At 62.3% G+C, this 25,830-nt stretch carries 20 protein-coding genes, 1 tRNA gene and 1 other RNA gene; 8 read left to right on the plus strand and 14 right to left on the minus strand.

What is annotated here, in order from left to right; all coding sequences use genetic code 11:
- Positions 1-20: 20 nt before the first annotated feature.
- From AC5STB_RS18365 to AC5STB_RS18375, 3 genes are all read left to right on the plus strand, one after another.
- Positions 21-1,655, plus strand: a complete 1,635-nt coding sequence (locus AC5STB_RS18365; RefSeq protein ID WP_495444226.1) for an MFS transporter — start codon at positions 21-23, stop codon at positions 1,653-1,655.
- Between the two features lie 106 nt (positions 1,656-1,761).
- A complete protein-coding gene (locus tag AC5STB_RS18370) occupies positions 1,762-4,179 on the plus strand; it encodes a GcvT family protein (RefSeq protein ID WP_495444227.1) in 2,418 nt (805 codons plus the stop codon).
- Positions 4,180-4,430: 251 nt separating this feature from the next.
- Positions 4,431-5,012 carry a nucleotidyltransferase family protein gene (locus AC5STB_RS18375; protein ID WP_495444228.1) on the plus strand — a complete coding sequence of 194 codons (582 nt, stop codon included), beginning with the start codon at positions 4,431-4,433 and terminating at the stop codon, positions 5,010-5,012.
- A gap of 96 nt (positions 5,013-5,108) precedes the next feature.
- On the opposite strand, the gene AC5STB_RS18380 is transcribed toward AC5STB_RS18375, so the two are convergent.
- The 10 genes from AC5STB_RS18380 to AC5STB_RS18425 form a co-directional block, all read right to left on the minus strand.
- Positions 5,109-7,337 (minus strand): Hint domain-containing protein, encoded by a 2,229-nt coding sequence (locus AC5STB_RS18380; RefSeq protein ID WP_495444229.1) that lies wholly within the window; start codon positions 7,335-7,337, stop codon positions 5,109-5,111.
- A gap of 939 nt (positions 7,338-8,276) precedes the next feature.
- A tRNA-Ser gene (locus tag AC5STB_RS18385) sits at positions 8,277-8,366 on the minus strand.
- An 81-nt stretch (positions 8,367-8,447) separates the two neighbouring features.
- Positions 8,448-9,173, minus strand: a complete 726-nt coding sequence (locus AC5STB_RS18390; protein ID WP_495444230.1) for an alanyl-tRNA editing protein — start codon at positions 9,171-9,173, stop codon at positions 8,448-8,450.
- Positions 9,160-11,610: a DUF3772 domain-containing protein gene (locus AC5STB_RS18395; protein ID WP_495444231.1), complete on the minus strand. Its 2,451-nt coding sequence runs from the start codon at positions 11,608-11,610 to the stop codon at positions 9,160-9,162. The genes AC5STB_RS18390 and AC5STB_RS18395 overlap by 14 nt, the downstream gene beginning before the upstream one ends.
- Entirely contained in the window at positions 11,607-12,641 is a 1,035-nt protein-coding gene (locus AC5STB_RS18400; RefSeq protein ID WP_495444625.1) for a cysteine synthase A, read from the minus strand. Before AC5STB_RS18400 ends, AC5STB_RS18395 begins: the two co-directional genes overlap by 4 nt.
- Before the next feature lie 68 nt (positions 12,642-12,709).
- Positions 12,710-13,834, minus strand: a complete 1,125-nt coding sequence (locus tag AC5STB_RS18405) for an NUDIX domain-containing protein (RefSeq protein WP_495444232.1) — start codon at positions 13,832-13,834, stop codon at positions 12,710-12,712.
- A gap of 28 nt (positions 13,835-13,862) precedes the next feature.
- Positions 13,863-14,303: a TrgA family protein gene (locus AC5STB_RS18410; RefSeq protein WP_495444233.1), complete on the minus strand. Its 441-nt coding sequence runs from the start codon at positions 14,301-14,303 to the stop codon at positions 13,863-13,865.
- Positions 14,304-14,333: 30 nt separating this feature from the next.
- A complete protein-coding gene (locus AC5STB_RS18415) occupies positions 14,334-15,539 on the minus strand; it encodes a class I SAM-dependent methyltransferase (RefSeq protein WP_495444234.1) in 1,206 nt (401 codons plus the stop codon).
- A gap of 81 nt (positions 15,540-15,620) precedes the next feature.
- The gene (locus tag AC5STB_RS18420) at positions 15,621-17,045 is read right to left on the minus strand and encodes a cryptochrome/photolyase family protein (RefSeq protein WP_495444235.1); all 1,425 of its coding nucleotides are present in this window, start codon (positions 17,043-17,045) and stop codon (positions 15,621-15,623) included.
- A gap of 23 nt (positions 17,046-17,068) precedes the next feature.
- The gene (locus AC5STB_RS18425) at positions 17,069-18,292 is read right to left on the minus strand and encodes an aminotransferase class V-fold PLP-dependent enzyme (protein ID WP_495444236.1); all 1,224 of its coding nucleotides are present in this window, start codon (positions 18,290-18,292) and stop codon (positions 17,069-17,071) included.
- Between the two features lie 261 nt (positions 18,293-18,553).
- On the opposite strand from AC5STB_RS18425, the gene AC5STB_RS18430 reads away from it, so the two are divergent.
- Complete coding sequence (locus AC5STB_RS18430) at positions 18,554-18,934, plus strand: VOC family protein (protein ID WP_495444237.1); 381 nt, start codon at positions 18,554-18,556, stop codon at positions 18,932-18,934.
- Positions 18,935-18,992: 58 nt separating this feature from the next.
- On the opposite strand, the gene AC5STB_RS18435 is transcribed toward AC5STB_RS18430, so the two are convergent.
- From AC5STB_RS18435 to AC5STB_RS18450, 4 genes are all read right to left on the minus strand, one after another.
- On the minus strand, positions 18,993-20,633 hold the full coding sequence (locus AC5STB_RS18435; RefSeq protein WP_495444238.1) for a BCCT family transporter: 1,641 nt from the start codon (positions 20,631-20,633) through the stop codon (positions 18,993-18,995).
- Between the two features lie 70 nt (positions 20,634-20,703).
- Positions 20,704-21,123, minus strand: a complete 420-nt coding sequence (locus AC5STB_RS18440) for a universal stress protein (protein WP_495444239.1) — start codon at positions 21,121-21,123, stop codon at positions 20,704-20,706.
- Positions 21,124-21,314: 191 nt separating this feature from the next.
- Entirely contained in the window at positions 21,315-22,307 is a 993-nt protein-coding gene (gene acuI / locus AC5STB_RS18445) for an acryloyl-CoA reductase (RefSeq protein ID WP_495444240.1), read from the minus strand.
- Between the two features lie 110 nt (positions 22,308-22,417).
- Positions 22,418-23,512 carry a dimethylsulfoniopropionate demethylase gene (locus AC5STB_RS18450; protein WP_495444241.1) on the minus strand — a complete coding sequence of 365 codons (1,095 nt, stop codon included), beginning with the start codon at positions 23,510-23,512 and terminating at the stop codon, positions 22,418-22,420.
- 200 nt (positions 23,513-23,712) lie between these two features.
- Here AC5STB_RS18450 and AC5STB_RS18455 point away from each other — a divergent pair, with 200 nt between their 5' ends.
- The 4 genes from AC5STB_RS18455 to AC5STB_RS18470 all read left to right on the plus strand — a co-directional run bounded on the left by AC5STB_RS18455 (position 23,713) and on the right by AC5STB_RS18470 (position 25,815).
- Positions 23,713-24,441 carry a FadR/GntR family transcriptional regulator gene (locus AC5STB_RS18455; protein WP_495444242.1) on the plus strand — a complete coding sequence of 243 codons (729 nt, stop codon included), beginning with the start codon at positions 23,713-23,715 and terminating at the stop codon, positions 24,439-24,441.
- 34 nt (positions 24,442-24,475) lie between these two features.
- On the plus strand, positions 24,476-24,706 hold the full coding sequence (locus AC5STB_RS18460; RefSeq protein WP_495444243.1) for an aspartate aminotransferase: 231 nt from the start codon (positions 24,476-24,478) through the stop codon (positions 24,704-24,706).
- Between the two features lie 125 nt (positions 24,707-24,831).
- Positions 24,832-25,181: a transfer-messenger RNA gene (gene ssrA, locus AC5STB_RS18465) on the plus strand.
- A 163-nt stretch (positions 25,182-25,344) separates the two neighbouring features.
- Positions 25,345-25,815: an ester cyclase gene (locus AC5STB_RS18470; protein WP_495444244.1), complete on the plus strand. Its 471-nt coding sequence runs from the start codon at positions 25,345-25,347 to the stop codon at positions 25,813-25,815.
- Positions 25,816-25,830 lie beyond the last annotated feature (15 nt).

Consider the following 25,830-nt stretch of genomic DNA (forward strand, 5'->3'; position numbering starts at 1 on the left):
CACTTGACCCGGGGACACCAATGACCCGTGCAGCAACGCTGGCCTGGGGCTGGTTCGACAGCATCGTGCTCGAACTGTTCCGCCAGCTGCGCTGGTCCTTCCTGCCGCCGCTCCTGATCTATTTCGCCTATGGCGCGCAGGGCATCAGCACCGTTGCCGCCTCCTTCTTCGTCAAGGAATACCTGGACCTCTCCGCCGCCTTTCTGGCCGGGCTGGCCTTCTGGGGCGGGCTGCCTTGGGCACTGAAGATGCCACTCGGGCATCTGGTCGACCTGATCTGGCGCTGGAAATACCTTATGATCCTCGCAGGCGCGGCGCTGATGGCTGCCAGTTACGCCATATTGGCCGCCATCGTTCTGCATCCGGAGATGATGGGCACCCTGATGCCGCTCAGCGCCTGGTACGTCACCGCCGCACTATTGGCCCCTTGCGGCTTCGTCCTGCAGGACGTCGTGGCAGACGCCATGTCGGTGGAGGCCGTGCCGCACGTTGACGCCGATGGCACCACCCTGCCCGAGGCGGAAACCAAATCCCTGCACACCACCATGCAAACCTTTGGCCGCATCGCGCTGATCGGCGGCTCCAGCGCCGCCGCGGCCTTGAATGTCGCCCTGTTTGACGGCGCCGACGCTTTACCACAGGCCGGGAAAGGCGCGCTTTACGGTTTTGTCTTCACCCTCGCCCTGCTGATCCCGGTGATTTCCCTTTCCGGTGTGGCCCTGGCGATCTGGCAAAAATGGCGCAAGGCCGCCACGCTGCGCCGCGCAGGTGTGGCCGAAGCCGACATCCGCAGCCGCATCGAACTCCCGCGCGAGCCGGTCACCCCGAACCACTGGTACTTCATCGGCGGCGGCGCCTTTGTCGCGCTGTCGCTAACCGTGGGCCTAGCCGACGTTCCCTATTCGCAGGAAATCGTCTTTGCCGGCTCCATGGCCATCGTTCTGTTCCTGATGCGCCAGCTGGTGGCGGTGCTGCCAACCGACCAGGCCCGCGCCCTCATTGGCACGGCTATCATCATCTTTGTCTACCGTGCCACGCCGCTGCGCGGACCCGGTGCCACCTGGTTTGAAATCGATGTCCTGGGCTTCGACCAGCAGTTCCTTTCGGTCCTCTCCCTCATCACTTCGCTGCTGACGCTCGCTGGCATGCTGATCTTCCGACCGCTGATGGCCAGCCGCCCCATCGCCTGGATTGTCGCCTTCCTGGCGATCACCGAGGCCGTCCTCAGCCTGCCCAACATCGCGCTCTACTATGGCGCACATCACTGGACCGCAGCGATGACCGGCGGCATTGTCGACGCCCGTTTTATCGCAATGGTCGACACAGCGGTCGAATCGCCGCTGGGCCAGGTTGCGATGATCCCGATGCTCGCCTGGATCGCCCGCAACGCGCCCTCGGGGCTCAAGGCCACCTTCTTTGCGGTCATGGCCTCCTTCACCAATCTGGCGCTCTCGGCCTCCAGCCTGGGCACCAAGTACCTGAACGAGATCTTCGTTGTGACCCGCGAGGTTACAGATTCGACGGGCACCATCACCACGCCCGCCGACTATTCCCAGCTGGGCATGCTGCTGATCACCGTCGGCGTCCTTCTCCTGGCCGCCCCTCTGACGGCAATTTTCCTCATCCAGAACAGCCGCTTCCGCACCTCCGAGTGACTTCGCTCCCTCCGGCGGCCCAATAGCGGCACAGCGTGCCGTTTTTCTTCTGGACTACTGTTCACATCTGTACAGAATGCAGGAAACGCCTATCAGGGAGGCCCGAATGAAAACCACCACCCGCGTGGCAGTGATCGGCGGCGGCGTCGTCGGCTGCTCTGTCCTCTACCACCTGACCAAGCTCGGCTGGTCCGACGTAATGCTGATCGAACGCTCGGAGCTGACCAGCGGCTCCACCTGGCACGCCGCGGGCGGGTTCCACACTCTGAACGGCGACACCAACATGGCGGCACTGCAGGGCTATACCATCAAGCTCTACAAAGAGCTGGAAGAGATCACCGGCATGTCCTGCGGCCTCCACCACGTCGGCGGCGTCACCCTGGCCGAAACCCAGGAACGCTTCGACATGCTGAAGGCCGAGCGCGCCAAGCACCGCTTCATGGGGCTGGAAACCGAAATCGTCTCCCCCGAGGAGATCAAGAAGATCGCCCCCGTCACCAATGTCGATGGCATCATCGGCGGGCTGTATGACCCGCTCGACGGCCACCTCGATCCCTCCGGCACCACCCACGCCTATGCCAAGGCCGCGCGCATGGGCGGCGCCACCATCGAAACCCACTGCAAGGTGATCGAGACCAACCAGCGCCCGGACGGCACCTGGGATGTGGTGACGAACAAGGGCACCATCCACGCCGAACATGTGGTCAACGCAGGCGGCCTCTGGGCGCGCGAGGTCGGCGCCATGGCCGACGTTTACTTCCCCCTCCACCCGATGGAACACCAGTATATTGTCACCGACGAGGTGCCGATGATCGCCGAAATCATCGACGGCGGCGGCGAGCACCCCCATGTCATGGACCCGGCCGGCGAAAGCTACCTCAGGCAAGAGGGCCGCGGCCTCTGCATCGGCTTCTACGAACAGCCCTGCAAACCCTGGGCGGTCGACGGCACCCCCTGGGATTTCGGCCACGAGCTGCTGCCCGACGACTTCGACAAGATCGAGGACTCCATCGCATTCGCCTACAACCGCTTCCCCGCGCTGGAGGCCGCAGGCGTCAAATCGGTTATCCACGGCCCCTTCACCTTCGCCCCCGACGGCAACCCGCTGGTCGGCCCGGTGCCCGGCATGCGCAACTACTGGTCCGCCTGCGCCGTGATGGCGGGTTTCTCCCAGGGCGGCGGCGTCGGGTTGATGCTGGCCCAATGGATGGTGACCGGCGAATGCGAACGCGACACATTCGCAATGGACTGCGCCCGCTTCGGCGACTGGATCACCCCGGGCTACACCCGCCCGAAAGTCATTGAAAACTATCAGAAACGCTTCTCCATCGCCTACCCGAACGAGGAGCTGCCCGCCGCCCGTCCGTTCCGCACCACCCCGATGTACGACATCTTCGACAGCATGGGCGCGGTCTGGGGCGCGCAATACGGCATGGAGGTCCCCAACTACTTCGCCGAAGGGGACGAGCCGCGCTACGAGACCCCGTCCTTCCGCCGCTCCAACGCCTTTGAGGCCACCGCGCGCGAGGTCAAGGCGGTGCGCGAAAGCGTGGGCATCAACGAGGTCCACAACTTCGGCAAGTACCTGATCAAGGGCGCAGGCGCGCGCGCCTGGCTTGACCGCATCATGGCGGGCCGGGTACCGCAGCCGGGCCGCCTGTCGCTGACCCCGATGCTGTCCCCCAAAGGCCGCCTGATCGGAGATTTCACCATCTCCTGCCTGTCAGAGGAAGAATTCCAGCTCACCGCATCTTATGGCTCACAGGCCTATCACATGCGCTGGTTCCTGCAGAACCTGGACGACGGCGTGTCCCTCGAAAACATCTCCGACACCCGCAACGGCTTCCAAATTGCAGGCCCGCGCGCGAAAGAAGTTCTGCAGGCCTGCACGCGGGCGGATATTTCGGACATGCGGTTCATGGACGTGCGCCGCCTGACCGTCGGCATGGCAGACTGCATTGTGCAGCGTGTCAGCTACACCGGCGATCTGGGATATGAGATCTACTGCGACCTGCCCTCGCAGCGCGCCCTCTGGGAAGCGCTCTGGACCGCTGGCCAGCCGCACGGAATGAAACCTTTCGGCATGCGGGCAATGATGTCGCTGCGTCTGGACAAATTCTTCGGCTCCTGGCTGCGGGAATTTTCCCCCGATTATACAGCGGCGGAAACCGGGCTGGACCGTTTTATCTCCTTCAAGAAGAACGCGGATTTCATCGGCCGCGCGGCAGCCGAAGCCGAGCGCGACGCAGGCCCCGCCCGCCAGCTCTGCGCCTTCGAGGTCGCGGCGGACGACGCCGATGTGGTGGCCTATGAGCCGATCTGGCTCAACGGCGAAGTCGTTGGCTTCTGCACCTCCGGCGGCTACTCGCACCACGCCCAAAAATCCATCGCACTGGGGTTTGTCCCCACGGGGAACGCCAATGAAGGTCTGGAAGTGGACATCGAAATCCTCGGCAAAATGTACAAGGCCCGGCTGATCACCCAGCCGCTGTTCGACAACGACGGCGCCCGGATGCGCGGCTGAGCCCAAAAGCACTGGATTCAGGTCAGCCTGCCTGACCTGAATCCTTCCCGTTGCCACAGCAGCGCACGCTGACGCTGCGAAATCTACGCAACGCATAGGTCAGAGCTGGCACCCGAATGTTTCGCGCGCGAAACATTCGGTCAATCCTGCTGACCTATGCAGCTTTCGCTGGCTCCGCCTCTTCATCTGGCTAAAAATATCCCCGCCGGAGGCATCCATCAGCCCGGCATAGCGCCAAGGATTGAATTGACATGCCTGCCATCGCCATTCTCCTGCTCGCCGCCGGCGCGTCGTCCCGGATGCGGGGCCGTGACAAGCTGATGGAAGACTTGGACGGCCAGCCGCTGCTCACCCTGATGTGCCGCCGCGCCGCGTTGACCGGGCTGCCGGTCTACGTGACCCTTCCCGGCCCGTCCCATCCGCGGGCGGCTGCAACAGGCGATGCCATCCAGGTTCTGGTGCCAGACGCCGCGGAGGGCATGTCCGCCTCGATCCGCCGCGGCACCGTCGCGCTGCCGGATGGTACGCAGGCGGTGATGATCCTGCCCGCCGATATGCCGGAGATCACAGCCCAGGACATGCTGCACCTGGCGGCGCATTTCGGCGGGCCCGACAGCCCCGTCCTGCGCGCCACTGCGGAGGACGGAACCCCCGGCCACCCTGTGCTGTTTCCGCGGCGCTGTTTTGAGGCGCTGCAGTGCCTGCAGGGCGATCAAGGCGCCCGCAGCATCCTAATGGCAGAGACAGTCCGGACAGTTCCCCTGCCCGGCCGCCACGCGGTGACGGATCTCGACACGCCGCAAGACTGGGCCACCTGGCGCCAGCACCGCTGACACACCCCTCAAAAGCAGAGAAGGCAGGGCACAAGGCCCTGCCTTCCTGCGCTACACTCTTATCCGCCGCCTCCCCCAAGACGGCGGCTGCACCATTCAGTGCACGAGCAGATGCGCCTCGTGTTTCCGAAGCGACCGGCGTGCTGCTGTATAACCCTCGCGGCCTTTCTGCGACTTCAGCTCCGGGAACAGCTCGTACAGTTCATTACGCTGTGCATTGTCCAGCCCGCGCAAGCTCTGGTCGCCGGGCTGAAAGCTCTCGGTCCAGGCCCCGTCCGACAGCACAACCTCATGCTGGTCGAACATGAAGTGGATGTAGGTAATGCTGGAAATCTCCACTGTGTCCACGCCGGCCAGACCGGTCAGATGCTTGGCCGCAACCAGAACTTCACGGTCCTCGAAGTAAAGCGCCGTCTTGTCGTTTGCGACCAGCACCCGGTGGTTGGGGCTGACCATCATGTCCCGTTCCGGCAGGCCGTTGCCCAGTGCGCCTTGGCGGATCAGAACCGGCTGAAGATGCACGCGCCCCTTCAGGTCTTCGCCATCCAGCGCACGGGTGCCAACCCAGCGGATCTCTTGAATGCCATTGTCGCGGGTAATTACCCGATCGCCAGCCTTCAGTTCCTCAACCCGGCGTTCGCCAAGCGGCGTTGCAATCAGCGTGCCCGGCGTGAAGCAGGGGATGACCTGCTCAATCTCGCCAAAGGTCATCGACCCGGTCACCTCGCCGTCCTCGTCGAGGAAATTGACGGTGCCCGACAGGCTGTTGCCATCCGGGTCCACGGTCACGCCGTTCAGCTCGAACGGGCCGGAGCCGCGCAGGTCCAGGGTGTCGAAGTCGTCCCCGCCCGAGCCGCCGTCAATCACATCGCCGTCGGTGCCGCCGATGAATGTATCGCGGTCGTCCCCGCCTGACAGGGTGTCAGCACCGTGGCCGCCGGTGATCAGATCATTGCCGTCACCGCCTTCGACATAGTCATCGTCGATGCCCGCGTCGATGGTATCATTACCGGTGCCGCCATAGATGTCGTCGTCGTCGTCCTGCCCATAGATCACGTCATCGCCGGCGCCGCCATAGATCGTGTCCATCCCGTTGGTGGGATCGGGATCCGCGGGGCGACCGTCGCTGCCGTCATCGGTGATGTTCAGCCCGTCCGGGAAGGCCGGGTCCAGCCCGCCATAGATGGTGTCGCCGCCGCTGCCGCCTTCGATGAGGTCGGAGCCTTCGCCGCCAGTGATCAGGTCGGCATCCGCGCCGCCATCGATTGTGTCGTCGTCGATGCCGCCGTCGATCACATCCATGCCGGTGCCGCCGTCGATCAGATCGGCATCATCCCCGGTAGAGATGGTGTCATTGCCCGCGCCGCCCAGAACCGTGTCGCGGTCGTCATAGGGGTCATCATCCGCCGGAATGAACGGAATATCCGGGTCGGTGCCGGTGTAGCCCGGAAAGCCGCGGTCCGGCAGCGGGAAGCTGCTGTCGCTGGAGGTGTCGATCACATCGTCGCCATCGCCGCCCTCCACCGAGTCGGATCCGTCGCCGCCGTCGATCGTGTCGCCGCCGCCGCCGCCCAGGATGGTGTCGTCGCCCTCACCGCCGCTCAGGCTGTCGCCGCCCGGCACAACCGGGTCCACCGGATCGGAAGAATAGTCGTAATGGGCGTTATCCAGCGTCGTGCCCGAGGTGCCCAGGTCAACGATCAGCTTGACGTCGTTGAAGTCCCTGTCACCAAGATTGCGCAGATCCTCGAACCCCAGCTGCACCGATCCATCGGGGAACTCGTAAATCCCCTTGGTATGGTCCAGCCCGTCCGGGTTAAGGTCCGCGTTGTCGCCATAGCCGGAGGAGTAGAAGGTTCCTTGCGGGCTGATGATGCCAACGCCGATTACCGCACCAGCGGGCGCATCATAGGTGTAGGTTTCGCCCACATCCGCATTTGCATCCTCAGAGAGCACGACAATATTGCTGATCTCACCGGTTTCCGGATCGATGGTGTAGGCAAAGACCTGGTTCTGAAAAGTTGCGCTGGTCGAGGAGATGGTGATCTTTACAGGTTCATAGACACCCGAGACGCCATCGCCGAGGATCAGGTCGTCACCGCTGCCGCCGTCCACCGTGTCGCTGCCCGATCCGGCGTAGACCGTGTCATCACCGCCACCTGCAATGATGACGTCGTCATCAGGCCCCGCAGCCGGATCAATGGCGTCTGCGTTATCGACCATGTCGCCTTCCGGATCGCCGGTGTAGGCCCCGTCAATCAGGTCATTGCCTGCGGTACCTTCCACGATTCCGTCCAGTTCCGGATTCGGATTTTCGTCGCTCATAGTCTTCACCCTCTCATCGCCGGGCTGATCCCAAGCCCCATCGTCCGGACCAGCCAGGCAGTCGCGCAGCCACGCAGAATGCCGCAAAAAAACACACGCCCGTGCGGGAAGAGGGCCAGAACACGCAAGCGCGCTGGATTGCATGCTGATGCAGCATGCAGCCGGAATGCAGAAGCTTTCAGATAAGGTGGATTGCACGCACCGCGGCAAAGCCGCTTGGTTAAAATTTTAGCAGTCCACCACAGTCCAGCAGCTTACAATACTTGCCCCCCCAATGGGCTGAACCATGCTTACTTTAGGTACAGCGGCCCTCAAAGACAAAAAATTGCCTAAAAAAGCGCGCATTTCACCGGGAGGCATTGTAAGAACAGCGTTTACCGGCTTCAGGCAGCGTGCATTGTTTCCGCTTTCAGTTATCAATACCGGCCTAAAACGTGGAAAACATGCGAAAATGACCATGTATCCGCCGGATTGGCGCGTGTTTTGTTTCCCCCTCAGAAACCGGCGCCACTCCAGCCTCTGCGTCTGCTTAGTACCGTCAAATAGCGGCTGCAGCCTGAAAAAGGTGCCGGTAAAACCACCAATCGGCTTCTTTTTTTGGCTTTGTTTCCAGTCAACCCGACATGCATCCGTCAGAGAACTCGAATCAATGGGTCGGACAGGGGCTTCTAGCTGCATCGAAGCGCAAGCCTTCACCGCCAGCAATTTTCATAAACTTCTAAACTGGCCGCCCGAACGGGCAAAAGCGCCGCGTCCCGCGGCGGCGGCCTGCAGTTCGCATGATTGCGGAAGCTGCAGCCAGTCCGCGCCAGGCCTGCCAGGGATGCTAGGGAACGCCGCCCTTCATCGAACACTGCAGGAGCACGGCTGCTGCGAGCCTCAGAGGCCAGGAAAATGACGCCCTAGCCAGGCTGGTCACTGCAATCTTGGGATTGATTATGGCGGAGAGACAGGGATTCGAACCCTGGAGACGGTTTCCCGCCTACACACTTTCCAGGCGTGCGCCTTCGACCACTCGGCCACCTCTCCGTTGAGGGGGCTTTTGAAGGATCGGCAGGGGAATTGCAAGGCCTGAAACGGCAAAAAATCCACTCTGCCGCGAATTCTTTCTCAGGCCTCCAGATGCAGGTAAACGCGGCGGTTCTGCTTGCCCTTTTTCTCCACCTTGCCGAGGCGGATCCTGCCGATTTCACCGGTGCGCCGGACATGGGTGCCGCCGCAGGGCTGCAGGTCGATCTGTTCCTCCGCAGAGCCGATGCGGACCAGGCGCACCCGCCCTGCCCCGCGCGGCGGCGACACCGACATGGTTTTCACAAGCTGCGGATTCGCATCGAGTTCCGCCTCCGTGATCCAGTCCTCGCTCACCTCCAGATCGCGGTCGATCAGCGCCTGCAGCTGGTCCTGCAGCGCCTGTTTGTCCCCGGGTGCGTCCGGCATGTTGAAATCCAGCCGCCCCTTCTCTGCACCGATTGAGCCGCCTGTAACCTCCAGCGGGATCACCACGGACAGAAGGTGCAAAGCAGTATGGACGCGCATATGGCCATAGCGGCGGTCCCAGTCGAGCACTTGTGTGACCGTCGTGCCCGCGGGCGGCAAAGCTGCTCCCTCTTGCGGGACCAGCACGATGGCCCCTTCATCGCCCTTGACAGTCGTGGCAACTGTGCATTGCCCGTCTGCCCACAGCAGCTTGCCGCTGTCACCGGGCTGGCCGCCGCCGGTGGCATAGAACAAACTGCGGTCCAGGATGATGCCGCCTTCCTCTGTGTGTTCCAGAACGCCGGCTTCTGTCATCCGGGCATACGCGTCCTTGCGGAACAGCGGCTCACTTGTCGGCATCGGCATCTCCCCCTGCTTCGGCATCTTGCTGAAGATCGCTTACGTCCGGCTTGGGCGGCACTGCCGGGGACGCCGGGCTGCCGGACTCAGATTGGCTGGCGGAGCTTTGCCCATGCGCCAGCGCCTCCGGATTGCGGATCCAGATGTCGCGCTGCATGAAGGGGATCTCGATCCCCTCTTCCTGGAACCGTTTAGCGATTTCATAGTTCATGTCGGATTTCACCGACAGGACCCAATTCACGTCGCGCAGGATCGCCCGGATTTCGAAATCCAGGGAATCCGCCCCGAACCCCTGGAACACCACAGAGGGCGCCGGGTTCAGCAGCACCATTGGATGCGCCTCGGCGATCTCGTTCAGAATTGCCTCGACCTTACGGGGGTCGCTGCCATAGGCGACGCCCACCGGCACGATCACCCGGCCTACGGTATTGCCGCGGGTGTAATTGGTGACGGTGCCGCTGATCAGGTCAGAGTTGGGCACGATCACATCCGTGCGGTCGAACGTCTCGATCCGGGTGGAGCGCACCGAGATATCGCGCACATAGCCCATCAGCCCGCCGACCTCGATCCAATCGCCCTTGGAAACCGGGCGTTCGATCAGGAGAATGATGCCGGAGACGAAGTTCGACACGATGGTCTGCAGGCCAAAGCCGATGCCGACTGACAGAGCACCGGCAACGATAGCAAGCGACGACAGGTCGAGCCCTGCCATGGAAATGGCAATCACCGCCGCCAGGAAGATGCCGACATAGCCAAGGCCGGAGGTGATGGCATTCTGGCCGCCCGGGTCGATCTTGGTTTTTGGCAGCAGCGAGTTGCGAAGGCTGCCCTGGATCATCCGGGTCAACGCGTAGCCCGCAGCAAAAACCAGGGCAAAGGTCAGGAAGGCGGTGGGCGAAATGCGGGTGTCGCCGACCTGGAAACCTTCGAGGAAGCGCGACCACAATTCCGTCATGTCCGCCACCCGCGCACCCCAGATGAGTGCCAGCAGCGGCAGCGCAAGGGCCGCCAGCAGGAAACCGATCAATACTGCAAACAGGGAGTCGCGCGCGGCGGACCCTTTGCCGGACAGCCATCCGTAGACATCGCCAAGGAATCGCTGCACCACCAGCAGCGCTGCCAGCAGGGCCAGTGTCGAGACCGCCGGATAAATCAGCGCTTCGGCCGCGTTGACATAGCCAAATGCGGCCAGCAGCGGCGAAATGAAGCCCAACAAATAGGTTGCCCGCCGGATCAAGGTCAGGATGCGGTTTGCCCCGGCGGCAATGGCGCCGTCGTCCTCTGTTTCCGCGGCCTGCTGCTGGCGCCGCTTGACCCCTATCCGGTGCAGCCGCAGCAGCACCAGCGCCGCAGCCGTAATCAGCGGGAAGCTGGCTACCGCATGGACAGAGGACGGGATCGTCTCGATGTTCTCCAGCTTGACGAGCGCATCCTGCAGCACCAGGATTACCGCCAGGGTATCCACCATCAGACGGGTTTCGTTAAGCCGCCCCTCATGCACCGGAACGAGATCATTTTCCAGCCGGTTAGAGAACAGCTGATTGCCCAGCCAGTGGAACGACAGCAGCATCAGCGCCCAGCCCGGCACATAGTCCAGCAGAAGCGAACCACGGGTGCCCATAATGCCTGAAAGATCCACTGCCGCGACCAGGCAGATGATCCCGATGAAGGGCAGAATGACTTCCAGAAGCGAGACAATGAAGCCCCAGACGCCGCGGCCGCTGCTGCCAAACTGGCGCAGATAATCGCCTGCCGCATGGGCCCAGGGACGGCCCCGCAGCAGCAGAAACGCAGAAACACCCAGCAGCAGCAGCAGTGCCGGCAGCCTGTTTTGCACGCGCTCTGCGGTTGTGGCACTGCCGATCCGGGAGGCGGTTTCATTCCAGACAGCGCCGGCTGACCGGGTCAGGGTGCGCACAGCGCCAGGCCAGTGCTCCGGGTTCAGCGGCGACGGGCCGCGCTCCAGCAGTTTGCGGGTGCGGCGTTCGCGGATGATCTTGTCAATTTCGGAAATCAGGCCGTTGGCGCGGCTGTAAGCTTCCTCTGAGACAATGCGCGGAACCTTAAGCTCCTTCAGCTGCTGCTCCAGCGAAGACCGCAGCTGGGCAATGTCCTCGGGCTCGCTCTCGCCTTCGGCAGGCGCCTCACCAAGGGCGCCGAGCTGGCCTTCGAGTGTTTTGATACGGTCGCCGTTGTCGGTGCGCGCGCGCAAGAAATTCTGCCGGTAGGTGGTCAGTTCCTTGCGCAGGGTTTCCAGCGCCGCACTGGAGGCGCGTCTGGCGTCAATCACATCTTCCGCGCGGTTCGCGGTCTTGAGCCAGTCCTGGTAATAGGCGCGGGATTCAGCGGTCAGCTGAGCCAGCGCAGGCATCGCGAGGCCGGTCACAAGGACCAGCCCCAGCAGCACGTTCCGCAAAGCGGTTATGAAGGGTGTCATACGTCCTCAAAAACACCGGGAATCGACGCGGGTGTGTGGGTCATCCACTCCGGCACCGGCAGGTTCTTCTCCCGCAGGAAATCCGGATTGAACAGCTTGGATTGGTAACGGGTGCCGTAGTCGCACAGGACAGTGACGATGGTCTTGCCCGGTCCCATGTCCTTGGCCATGCGCACCGCCCCGGCAATATTGATGGCAGAGGAGCCGCCCAGAACCAGGCCCTCCTCATGCAACAGATCGAAGACATACGGCACGGCCTCGTCATCCGGCACCTGATAGTTGAAATCAGGCGTGAATCCCTCAAGGTTCTTGGTGATCCGGCCTTGGCCGATGCCTTCGGTGATCGAGCTGCCTTCGGAGGCCAGCTCGCCAGTGGTGTAATAAGAGTGGAGCGCCGCGCCCATCGGGTCTGCGAGGCCGATCTTCACGCCCTTGGGCTGCAGCGCCTCGGCCACCCCCGCCAGGGTGCCGCCGGAGCCAACCGCACAGACAAAGCCGTCAACCTTGCCGCCGGTCTGTTCCCAGATCTCCGGCCCAGTGGTTTCCACATGGGCCTGGCGGTTGGCGGTATTGTCGAACTGATTGGCCCAGACCGCGCCGTTCGGTTCCGTCTTCGCCAATTCTTCGGCAAGGCGCTGGGAGTAGCGCACATAGTTGTTGGGATTGCGGTAAGGCGCTGCCGGCACCTGGACCAGCTGGGCGCCGGCCAGGCGCAGCATGTCCTTTTTTTCCTCGGACTGGGTTTCCGGGATCACGATGACCGTCTTGAAACCCATCGAGGCGCCGACCAGAGCCAGGCCGATGCCGGTGTTGCCGGCGGTGCCTTCAACAATGGTGCCCCCCGGCTTCAGATCGCCGCGGGCGACGGCGTCGCGGATGATATACAGCGCCGCGCGGTCTTTGACCGACTGGCCCGGATTCATGAATTCCGCCTTGCCCAGGATCTCGCAGCCGGTCTCTTCGCTGACGCGGTTCAGGCGGATAAGAGGTGTGTGGCCGATGGCATCAGCCAGATCGCGTGCAATGCGCATGGTATCCCTTTCGATCATTCCACCAAGGTGTATCCAAGGCACCCGGTGATCACAAGACGGGAAGCGGGTCAGACCACGCCGTTGCGCAGCCGTTCACGGTGCCGTGACAGCCACAGCGCTGCTGTCACCAGAGGCATGTCCTGATAGGTCTGCGCGTCGATGCCACCCATCAGCTCTTCATAGCTGAGGATCCGGCTGCGGATATCCTCTCCCTCACCGGCAACACCGCCGCCGCCGGACACATCAGAAAGGTCTGCGATACCGATGAAAATGTGTATATATTCTGCCAGGGCACCGCTCGACGGATACCCCCGTGCCACGGCTTCCAGGTGACGGACGGTAACGCCCGCTTCCTCTACCGCTTCACGGGTGGCGGTTTCCTCAGCCGTTTCGCCCGGATCGATCACGCCTGCAACCGGCTCCCACATCCAGGGATGCGCATCCCCCATGATAAAGGTAGGTGCGCGGAATTGCTCCACCAGCAGCACTTGGTCGCGGTCCGGGTCATAAGGCAGCACCACCGCCGCATGGCCCGCCATCGCCGCAGAGCGGTTCAATACCGGGCTCATGCTGCCGTCGTAGCGGCGGAACTGCAGGTCCATCTCCTCCATCGCGAAAAAACTCAGATGGGCGCGGTTGTGACGGTGCACGATCACGTCTTTGGAGAGGTCATGCACCCCATCTCCGGGGCGGGCCTGCCCTGCCAGCCAGGCAGCCGCACGGCGGCGGGCGGAAGGAAAGCAGCGGGCCACTTCTTCAGCGCTCATCCTGCCATAGTAAGCCATTACCTCCTCTGCCGCCCGCAGCGACAGTGCCCCCCAGCTGGCCACCCAAGCTGCCAGATCCCAGGGTTCGGCGGTCTGCCACAGGCCAGGTTCGGGGAAATAGACCTCAGCCGGAGCTGTGCAGCCATCCTCCAGCCCGACAAAGACTGGTTTCAGCGCGTATCCAAAGCCGCCTTCGTAGAAATTGAGCCTGTCCAGGTCATCTTGCGAAAGATCCTGAACAAGGACGCCGTCTGCCACAGCGCCGTCGCGCTCCTCGATCGCCGGAAACGGCTGCCCCATCACCTGGTACACCCCGTGTCCAGGCAGTTTGGCCGGTTGCGCCCGCAGCGCATCACCATTCCGGCCCAGAACCAGTTCGAGCAAAGGAAGATGGCGCAGCGTGCCAAAGAAGAAGAGATCAGCCACGAATGATAACCTGTTGTTAATGACGTCTTTAACGCCAGCGGCGCGACGCGTTCTCGGTTGCAAGCCCGGACAGGATGCCGCCGATCACCAGCGGCACCAGAACCGTTGGCACAGCGATAACAAAGAAATACTCCAGTGCAATCACGAAAATCGCGGACAAAGCCTCAAACGGGCCGCCGTACCGGTTGCGCATGGCAAGGCGGAACATCTCCCAGGCGCCCTGGGCGAACAGTGCCCAAAGCACCATCACTGCCATGCCGGTAAGACCGTTGTTGATCCCGGAGATAACCCCGCCGCCAACCCGGCTGCCCATCACGATCCAGCCGGTCAGCACCCCCAGCGTCACGTTCACATGAACAAAGTAGCCGAAATTGGTGCCTTCGGGCATCTGCGGCATGACCAAAAAAGATACGATAAACGCCAGCAAAGCCATGGATACTGCGGCGGTTAGTCGGGCTCCGGTAGGCATGTCTGGTCAGGTTCCGTGCGGACAAGTCATTTAGCGGTGAGCAACTGTAATCTGCGTCACATCGCAATTGCCAGTCTTAAAGGCGGCCGCGCAGGAAGTGAGGTAAAAGTTCCACATCTTGTGGAAGCGCTCATCAAACCCGAGGCGGGCAATCCGCTCCCAGCGGGCATTGAAGGTCCCGTGCCAGCGCTTGAGGGTCAGTTCGTAGCTGTGCCCGAATTCCTTCGACCGCACCACGCCCAGGCCCGCTGTGTCCACCTGTTGGCGCAGCACTCTGGGCGAAGGAAGCATACCGCCGGGGAAGATGTGCTTCTGAATGAAATCAACGCCTTTGCGGTAGACCTCCCAGCGCCGGTCGGCAACGGTGATGATTTGCAGCGTGGCCTTGCCGCCGGGCTTCAGGCAGTCACGGATTGCGCCGAAATACGCGGGCCAGTATTTCTGGCCAACGGCCTCGAACATCTCAATTGAGGCGATCCCATCGAACTGGCCGCGGCAATCGCGATAGTCTTGCAGGCGCAGTTCCACCTGGCCCGATAAACCAGCCCTTTCAATGCGCTGTCGGGCAAACTTCAACTGCTCACGGCTGATCGTCAGGCCGGTGACCTTCAGCCCGCGCTCCTTGGCGGCGTATTCGGCGAAACCGCCCCAGCCGCAACCGACCTCCAGCACTTGGTCGCCGGGCTGCACCCCCATCTGATCCACCAGAGAGGCGTATTTGGCAGTCTGCGCTTTCTCCAAGCTGTCCTGGCCGCTGCGGAACAATGCACTGGAATAGGTCATCGTGTCATCGAGCCACAACCGGTAGAAATCGTTGCCCAGGTCATAGTGATGCGCGATGTTTTTCCTGGCTTGCTTCCGGTGGTTCCTGTGCAGCCAGAACCGGAACCGTTCATATGCCCGCGCCAGTCCTTGGCCAGTGAACCCGTCATAGACCGTGTTTGCGCCCATATGCACCAGATCCATAAAAGCCTGCAGGTCTGTGGTGCTCCACCAGCCGTCCAGATAGGCGTCTGAGAACCCAAGTTCACCCTCGCGGATCAGCCGTGCAAAGCAATCAGGATGGTGGATGATCAGATCGGCCGCCGGGCCCGGGTTTCGGCCCTTGCCAGTGAAAATGCGCCCGTCCGGCAGGTGGATATCCAGCTGCCCGACCTCCATGGCTTTCACCTTGGCAAACACTGCCGGGAAATAGCGCGGCAGATTCTTTTGGCCCTCAACGGACGTGAACTTCATACGCTTCCCCTGTGCAGGATACGGGCGTGCTACAGGGAAAATGCTAGGCCGCAGAGCGCTTTCTGGCAAGAAAACTGTGCGTTAGCGGTCTTCACGGCTGTTGTGATACGCCGTGAGCGCGCGGTCCCGGCCCGTTTGCAGGCTGATGACCGGGTCTGTCCGCGCCATGTCCGCTGCGAGGTTCCAGGACCGCGGGGCGGCGTCAAAGAAGTCCAGCGCGGTCTGCGGCGGATTGCCCTGGCCTTCGGCAATCCAGCGGCGGGTATAGGCGCCAGTGGGGTCGAATTTGTCCAGCTGGCCGGACGGGTTGAAAACCCGGAAGAACGGCGCCGCATCAGGGCCGGAGCCCGCAACCCACTGCCAGCCCATGGCGTTGGAGGCCGGGTCCCAGTCCACCAGCGTGTCCGCGAACCAGTCCATTCCAATTTTCCAGTGCGCCATCAGATGCTTGGTCAGGAAACTTGCCACGATCATCCGGGCCCGGTTATGCATCTTGCCGGTCGCATAAAGCTCCCGCATGGCCGCATCTACGAACCCATATCCGGTCTGGCCGCGCTGCCAGGCCTGAACCTGCGGGGTGATGTCCTGCGACCAGGGGAACTCCTGCCACTCCTGGCGCCAGCTTTCGGTGAGGATATGCGGCGAGTGGTACATCAGGTGATAGGCAAACTCACGCCAGACCACCTCCTTCAGGAAAGTCTCAGCGCCCCGGCTGGCCCGTTCCATCGCTGCGCGGCCCCGGTGCCACAGGCGGTGCGGGCTGATTTCACCCCAAGCGAGGTTTTCCGACAGGCCGGAGGTCGCGTCCTCTCCCGGGTAATCGCGGCGATCCTTGTAGGCGGCGGCCTTGTCTTCCAGGAATTCCGACAGCCGCGCCTGCGCCGCGGCCTCGCCCACGCGGCAATAGCGGACCACCACTTCGGCACCGCCGCGCATGGCAGCGCCCATATTCCAATCTGCAAGGTCTTCGCTGGCAGGCCATGTGTCCGGCGCAGGCAGTTTGCCTGGCGCCGGCAGCAGGCTGTCTACATCGCGGACCCGCACGGACTTCCAGAAAGGTGTGAAGACTTTGTACATGCCGCCGGTCTTGGTCTCCACGGTCCAGGGTTCAAACAGCAGCCGCCCGCCGTGCGATTTGGCCGTGACGCCCTGCTCTTGCAGATGTTTCTTGACGTCCGAATCGCGGGCAATCGCCTGCGGATCGTAGAGGCGGGTCCAATGCACCGCCCCTGCCCCGGTTTCCTCGGCCAGCTCCCGCAGCACCGCAAGTGCAGAACCGCGGCGCAGGATCAGGCGCGATCCGGCCTTTTCCAGCGCCCTGGCAAAGCACTCCAGCCCGAGGCCAAGCCGAAACTTGGGGGCGGCGCCCAGCGCCGCCTCCTGTTCGTCGAGGATATAGACGGGCAGCACCGGGGCGCCGCTGTTCACGGCAGCCGTCAGGGCCGGATTGTCTGCCAGGCGAAGATCCCGCCTGATCCACCAGATAACCGGGGCATGGCTGCTCATATCGTTTCCTTGTGCGGTTCCTGTTACAGCACCCGGTCCAAGGTCTCGGTCAGCTTAGCGACCTCTGCCTCGGACGTGTAGTGGGTGAAGCTGATACGCAGCACGCCCTCGGCTGGATCAATACCCATCGCCTCCAGCGCGCGCACAGCGTAGAAATCGCCGCCGCCGGCCATGATGCCATGTTCTGCCAGCTGGGCCGCAACCGGCTCTGCCGCACGGCTGAGGGCCAGGGCCACGGTGGGCGCACGGTTTTCGGCGGTGGACGGCCCCAGCAGGCGCACATCGTTGCGGTCCTTCACTGCATCCAGCAGCGGTTGCAGCAGCTTGATTTCATGCGCGCGCATCAGATCGTGAACAAAGGCGCCGGTTTCCGCCGCGCTGCCGCTGTGGCCGTGATGAGCCGCCAGCGCTTCGAAGTAATCCGCCATGCCTGCGGAAGCAGCCACCTGGGCGTGATCGGGGCCCGCCGGGGTGAAGCGTTTGTAGAGGTCGCCCGCATTGAAGTAATGCGCCTGGTTGGGCAGCAGCTCGCCCAGCGCGCGGCGGATGACCATGACGCCCTGATGCGGCCCGTAGGTTTTGTAGGAGGAGAACAGGTAGATGTCGGCGCCCAGTTCATCGACGTTGGGCAGCCCGTGCGGTGCATAAGAGACACCATCAACACAGACAAAGGCGCCCGCGGCATGGGCCATCGCGGTGATCTCGGCCACCGGATTGATCTCCCCCACCACGTTGGAGCAATGCGGGAAGCAGACCAGACGGACTTTTTCATCCAGCAGGCTCTTCAGCTGCGCAGTATCCAGATGGCCGGTCTGCGGGTCGAGCTGCCATTCCCGGATCTCAATCCCTTCCTCTGCCAGCCGCCGCCAGGGGCCCGTGTTGGCCTCGTGGTCCTGGTTGGTGACGATGATCGCCTCCCCCGGTTTCATCAGCTTGCGAAACGCCTGGGCCAGCACATAGGTGTTCTGGGTGGTTGAGGGGCCGAAGCTCAGCTCATCCGTGGCGACTCCCATCAGCGCGGCCAGGCGGGCACGCGCCTCGTCCATTTCCTCGCCGCCCAGGCGCGAAGCCTCATAGGGCGCGTAGGGCTGCACCTTGCGCTGGGTGTAGAAACGGGTCAGCCGGTCAATGACTTGGCGGCAGGTGTAGGACCCGCCCGCGTTTTCAAAGAACGCCTGCCCCTCAAGGCTGGGTTCTGCAAAGGCGGGGAACTGTGCCCGGACGAAATCAATATCCAAAACGCTCATCGCGTATCTCCTCAATCGCTGCGGTCCAGGGGGTGACCGGCACATGCCAGGGATCACCCCGAACATGGCAGGTCTTCCAGCCGAGCCGCGCTCCCGCACAAGGATTGAGGGATCGCAGGCAGCCCTGCAAGCCGGAAAAAGCCTGGCAGGACACAAGGGTCGTAGCGTACCGGCGGCGGTCCGGTCAAGCGGCGAGGCTGATGCCGGAAACTGTCATCAGGGCATGGCAGTCTGGCGGTATCACATCATGGAGGATTAGACATGGGATATACCCCAAAGGATTTCCTGGTCTGGGGCGAACTGCCAGTCAGCGACCTGGATGCGGCCGTCAGTTTTTACAGCAAGGTGACCGGCGCGGAACTGAGTATCGACAGCAGCGGTCCGAACCCGATCGCGATGTTCAAGCCCGCAGATCAAGCTAACGGCATCGCACTGCATCTTTATCCCGGAAAACCTGCTGGCGACGGACGCGGCCCAACCCTGCATTTGACCGCAGAAGGCGCGTTGGAAGACGTAATGGAACGCGTAACGGATGCGGGCGGCAAGGTGGTCTCAGAGACCATAGAAATCCCGCCCGGACGGTTCTTCTATGCCACTGATCCGGATGGCAACTCTCTCGGGTTCTTTAAGTACAACAGCTGAAAATGAAAGCGCCCCGGCTTTTGGGCCGGGGCGTTGCGTTTTTTGGCGGCTGGATGTGTCAGCGTGCCTCTGTCTGCAAACCGCGGAAGATGGCCCAGCACATCAGCAGGAGCACCACGGTAAACGGCAGGCCTGTAGAGATCACCATCGCCTGCAGCGCTGCCAATCCGCCGCCGAGCAGCAGCACGATGGCAACGGCGCCCTCGAAGATGCACCAGAACACTCGTTGCGGCACCGGTGCGTCGACCTTGCCGCCTGCGGTAATGGTGTCGATCACCAGCGAGCCGGAGTCGGACGAGGTCACGAAGAACACAACCACCAGCACGATGCCCACAAAAGAAGTGATCCCGGCCAGCGGCAGCTCCCCCAGCATCTTGAACAGCTTGAGTTCAAGCGCCGCATCCTGCGCCCCGGTGAAACCGTCAGACACAACCTGGTGAATGGCGGTGCCGCCAAAGACGCTCATCCACAGCACGCAGACCAGGCTGGGGATCAGCAGCACGCAGATCACAAATTCCCGCACGGTGCGGCCGCGGCTGACCCGGGCGATGAACATGCCGACGAAGGGTGACCAGCTGATCCACCAGGCCCAGTAGAAGGCGGTCCAGCCTTGGCTGAAGTTCACGTCCTCGCGGCCGATCGGGTTCGACAGCGCAGGCAGGTACTCGATATAGGCCATCAGGCTGGAAGCAAAGCCCGTCAGGATTGCCATTGTCGGCCCCACAAGCAGCACGAAGATCAGCAGCAGGAAGGCCAGCCCCATGTTGATTTCCGACAGCACCTTCACGCCGCCGTCCAGGCCGCGCAGCACCGAAATCAAGGCGACCGCGGTGATCGCGGAAATCAGAATGACCTCTGTGGTGGCCCCTGTCGGCACTCCGAACAGCTCATTCAGGCCTGCATTGGCCTGGGTCGCCCCAAAGCCCAGCGAAGTTGCAAGGCCGAACAGAGTGGCAAAGACCGCCAAAATGTCGATGACGTGGCCGGTCCAGCCCCAGACGCGTTCACCAAAGATCGGGTAAAACGCAGAGCGGATGGTGAGCGGCAGCCCCTTGTTGTAGGTGAACAGAGCCAGCGCCAAAGCCACGATGGCGTAGATTGCCCATGGGTGCAGCCCCCAATGGAAAATTGTCGCTGCCATCCCCAGGCGTACCGCCGCGGCCTCATCCCCCGCAGCAGCACCCAGCGGTGCCCAGTCAGTGCGGGCGCCGCCGCCCTCAGGCACTGCAGTGCCGCCAAAGGCGGTTGAGAAATGGCTCATCGGCTCGCTGACGCCGTAGAACATAAGCCCGATGCCCATGCCTGCGGCAAACAGCATCGCAAACCAGCCCATGTAGCTGTAATCCGGCGTGGCCTCATTACCGCCAAGGCGCACCTTGCCCCAGGGGGAAACGATCAGAAACAGGCAGAACAGCACAAACAGGTCCGCGGCGCCAAAAAAGAACCAGTCAAAATTGCTGGTCACTGCGGGACGCAGCCAGTTGAAAAAGCTCTCGGCCTGTTCAGGCAGCGCCAGCGCATAAAACACAAAAGAAACGATGATCAGGCCGGATACGAGAAACACCGGGTTGTGAATATCGACGCCGAACGGGCCGATCTGGGTTTCGATATTGTCCTGCCCGATCTCGTATTCGGTATCGATGATGTCCGCTTCGCCCTCTGGCGCAGGGATACCCTGGCTGGTGGTTTCGTCAGCCATCTTTGGCCTCCTTCCCTGTAAGTTCTGGCCGTGCAATCCGGGGCCCGCGCCGCCGGAGGCTTCCGGCGGTTCAATTCTCGCGCACGACCAGCACCGAAACAGGTGCTTGCTCTGCAACCCGCCCGCCATGGGCATGGAACAGGTAGTCGCTGACGCTGGGCAAATGGCTGGCCATCACGATCAGCCCTGCACCGATGTCGCTGCAGGCCTTTAGCAGCGTTGCTTCCAAGTCTACTGCCGGGTCGTGGCTGACGACGGCACGGCCAGACGCGGAAATGCCCCGTTTGCCCGCCTGTTCCGTTGCAAAACTGTCGAGTCTGGCTGCAAACTCCTGCGGGTTTCGCGCCACGGAACTCGGCTGCGCAGTGGTGACACCCACGAATACGACTTCGGCATGGTACAGGTGCGCGAGATCCGATGCCATTTGCAGCGCCTTGTCCAGGCGGCCGGCGTGGGCCAGATCGACAGGCACCATGATTTTTGAAAACACGGTCTCCCTCCTTTGATTTTAGTGTCACGCATCTCCGGCACGGGGGCCATGAAGCGCCGGGCAAAGCGCAGACCGGGGCGGAACAACCGCGGCGATGCACACACCTCGGGCTGCGGAGATGCCGCGCCACGAACAAAAAACGCGCGGACATCGCCGCGCGTCTTCCGACAGATACAAGCTATTATAAGGATTTAGGCGTTGACGTCCACCACCACCCGTCCCTTGACCTGCCCATTGAGGATATCCGCGCCCAATTGCGGCAAGTCGCTGAGGACCGCGGGCTGGATCATCGCTTCCAGCTTGTCCATTGGCAGGTCGCTGGCAATCCGCTGCCAGGCGCGGAGGCGGTTTTCATAGGGTTGCATCACTGAATCGATGCCCAAAAGGTTCACGCCGCGCAGCAGGAAGGGGATGACGGTTGCCGGCAGCGCCGCGCCGCCAGCCAGGCCGACCGCGGCGACGGAGGCACCGTATTTCATCTGTCCCAGAACCCGCGCCAGCATCGCGCCGCCGACCGCATCAATGCAGCCCGCCCAGTTTTCGCTTTCCAGCGGGCGCTTGGTTGTTTCGTTGATCTCCTCGCGGGCAACGATCTGTGTTGCGCCCAGCGATTTCAGATACTCCTCAGTCTCCGGGCGGCCAGTTACACCGGCCACTTCATACCCCAGATTTGCCAGGATCGCAGTGGCCACAGAGCCAACACCGCCCGCAGCCCCTGTGACCAGTACCGGCCCATGTCCGGGTTCCAGCCCATGGTCCTCCAGTGCCATTACCGCCAGCATCGCGGTAAAGCCCGCGGTGCCCACCGCCATCGCCTGCCGGCTGTCCAGACCTTCCGGCAGCGGCACCAGCCAATCGGCGCGCACATTGGCCTTCTGGCTGTAGCCGCCCCAATGAGCTTCCCCCACTCGCCAGCCGGTCAGCACCACCTTGTCGCCGGGCTTGTAACGGTTATCCGAGGACGCTTCGACGGTTCCGGCAAAGTCGATCCCCGGCACATGCGGATACTTGCGCACGAGACCGCCGCCCGGTCCGGTGCAAAGACCATCCTTGTAGTTCACCGTGGAATACTCAACTGCGACCGTCACCTCGCCCTCGGGCAGCTGATCCAGGCTGATCTGCTCCACCGCGGCTGAGGTCTTGCCGCTGTCTTCATCCTTGTTCACAACCAGTGCATTAAACATCGTGCCATCCTTTCCTGTACCGCGAACCAGATCCCTTGTTCTTCTGGCCCAATATATCCCGGGGGAGCCGCGGCCTGCCGCGGCGGGGGCAGCGCCCCCGGCGTCTCACTTCAACGCCAGAACCGTTCCTGAACCGTAACAGGCAACAGCCCTGCCGGGGTCTCGACTTCCATTGCAGTGCCCGGCGCCCAATGGGACCGGTTCACCATGCCGATCGCAGCGTTCACCCCGAACTCCGGCGAGAAAATGGCGGAGCCGACCTCACCAACCCGGCGGCCATCCGCAAAAAGCGGCCAGGCATCCAGGCAAGGCGGAATCTCTCCACCGATCACCAGCGGGCGGATCTGCCGGGCGGGGCCATCGGCGGCCTGTTCTGCCAGCGCGGCCTTGCCGATGTAGTCCTCCGGGGAGTTGCAGAATTTGCCCAGCCCGCATTCATAGGGCGTGTTTTCGCGGGTCATGTCATTGCCAAAGCTCAGCAGCCCGCTTTCGACCCGCTCGATCGCGTTCGGACATCCAGCGCGGACGTTCAAATCTTCACCTGCGGCAAACAGTGCGTTCCACAGGGGCATGCCCAGTTCAGCCCCCTCCACATAGACCTCAAAGCCGCCCTGCTTGGACCAGCCGGAGCGCGCGACGACAAGCTCCACGCCCTGGAACGCCAGCCGCTTGTAGCGGAAGAAGCGGATGTCACGCACTTCCTCGCCAAAGACGCGGGCCATCAGTTCGTCCGCCTTGGGGCCCTGCACCGCCAGCGGCGAGACATCGGGCTCAACGATCTCCACATCAAACCCCTTGGCGATGGCAATCCCCAGCGCAAATTGCAGCAGGTCGCCGTCCGCCAGCGACAGCCAATAGTGGTCCGCGGCCAGTTTCACCGCCACCGGATCATTCAGCATGCCGCCGTTGTGGTCGACCGTCGGCACGTAATAGCACTGGTCGTCCGCCATCCTGTCCATATCGCGCGGGCTGATCAGCTTCATCAGCCGCAGCGCGTCCGGCCCCTTGATGCTGACCTGGCGCTCGCAAGCCACGTCCCAGACCTGCACATGCTCCTTCAGGTGGGCGCAGTCGAATTCCAGGCTGTCAAACACGGTGGCCAGCAGCATGTGATTATAAACCGTATAACCCTTGACGCCTGCGGCTTCGACACCGGGGGAAAAGGGCGTGCGCCGGATGCGGCGGGAGGGAAAGATGCTTGCCATGCTCAAGTCTCCGTTTGAGCGTTTCAGGGAATTGGATGCACGCAGCAGAAACCGATGCCGCAAAAGCCTGCATTCAGGGGATCCAGGCATTGCCCTCCCCCGACTCAAGCCTTACGTTCTAAATGTCAGACTTTTAAATGTCAGACAAATGATTTCTTGCCGGATTGCACCCGGCACCGCACATCGTCAGGACCAATGGCATGAAGATTGACCCCAAAAGCTCCGCCGATCTGTCGGTTCAGATAGCCCAGGCGATCAAGGATGCCATTATCTCCGGCGAATTGATCGTGGATGAGCGGCTGCCGTCCGAGGCGGAGCTGTCCGATCATTTCCAGGTCTCCCGCCCGACAGTGCGCGAGGCGCTCAAGCGGCTGGCGGCGCAATCGCTGATCCGCACCCAGCGCGGTGCCTCCGGCGGAGCGTTCGTGAACCGGCTGAGCTTTGAGGACGCCTATGCACAGCAGGTTACCACTTCGACCCTGCTGCTCAGCATGAATGCGGTGAGTTTCGACACCGCCTGCGAGGCGCGCTATGCGCTGGAGCGGGCTTGTGCACCGCTATCAGCCGCGCGCCGCAGTGCTGATCACCTCGCCACCATGCGGGCAGAGATCTTTCGCCAAGGCCAGCCGGGACTGACCGATGTGGCCTTTTGCGCCTCGGATGTGGCCTTTCACCGGGCGCTGGTGGACGGTGCTGGCAACCCCGTGCTGTCTTATCAGCTGGCGGGTGCAGTGGAAGCAATGCAGCCGCTGATGAACATGATCACCTTCACCGCCCGCGACCGTGCGGTGATCACCGGACTTCACACCCGGATTGCCGATGCCATCGAGTCAGGCAACGGCGGCGCGGCCGTTGCAGGGTTGCAGGATCTGGAGGACGAGACCCGCAATCTGGCCTCAGATGTATTTGCCGCCCGGGCTGGCAGGTAAGATTTTGTTAGCCATAAGCCGGGAAGCTCCCGGCATGGTCAAACCCGGTTCAGCCCTGTCACCGGATATCTGGATGCGCTATATCTTCGCCTGCAAGGCGGTGCAGAACGGCGGCGTGGTCCGCCGCAACCGCCGCGATATCGAACGCTATGCGGGGATGGAGACCTTTCTGGAGGAGGTGCCCGCCCGCGGGTTTCAGGCAGTTCAGAACCGGGAACAGATCATCATCTTCTGCAACGGCGCCCCAATCCGCAGACTTGTTTGACGTCTCCGTTTCCCGGCGCGGGAAACGGCCAAAATCCTGCGAGGATTTTTGTGCGCACCAGTTGCCGCAAACGCCAGTTTTCCGCGCCGGAAAACTGGCCGGAATCCTCGCAGGATTCCGGTTCACCCCTTTGCATCTGCGAAGAAGCCGATTATATAACTCCTGTTCCCTTGTGGAACTATGGACATAAACGCGCTCGTAATAAGCGGATCGGACCCGGGGGCGGTACCCGGCGGCTCCACCAAAATCCTTCGTTTGGGGATCATGGGGCCGAAACAGGATCGACGGACGTCTAAAGGGGTTTGCTTTGTCTCGGCGGGGTGCCACCGTACCGGCCCAAACAGTACAATTGCAAACGACAATCGTGCTCCGGTTGCTCTGGCTGCGTAAGCAGTTCGAGGAATCGAAATCTAAGCCCTTGCGCCTAGCCGCGTAAGGCGGGGTTCGCAGGTACCTGGCAACAGAAACCTGCACTTTCCCCGCTTCTTTGCAGATCAGGCCGCGCGCTCCCGCCGGCAGCCGCGCATCGCTGCGCGGCACGTTCCAGCGACTGCTGACACATTAACGCTTGAATTCCTATGCTTTAGATGGTTCCTGCTTGCCTGACCCCCTTAATACTCGAATGGAAAGGTTTGCAGATGTCGAAAGCGGACGTGCTGCTCAGCTGGCTTAATGAAACCTGGGGCAACCGGAATTTCGGCTTTGCGGACAAGCTTTTGACGAAAGACGCGACAGTCCGCGGCGCGATGACCCGGGAACCTGTCAGCGTGGATGAGGTCAAGGAATTTGCGCAAACCATCAGCAGCCTACTTGGGCCGATAAAGGCATCGGCGGAACTGATGGTTGAGCAAGGCGACTGGCTGGCTGCCCGGATCATCGTGGAAACGGAAAACCCGCGCGACCGGGCACCGTTCCAGTTCAGCGACCACTTCTTTGTCCGGTTCGAAAACGGCAAGATTGCGGAAGTCATCAGCCAGCTTGACTACTTCAGCCTGTTTGAAAACCTCGGCCAGCTGCCGCAGGATGCCCTGGCCGCCTGCATGACGGGGGAAACCCTCGATTGGAAGCAGTCCGGCCTTGACACAGACCTGCAGGCTCCGGTCTCATAGCGGGATGGGGAGTAC

This window comes from Leisingera sp. CC-HEC093, from assembly GCF_059429195.1.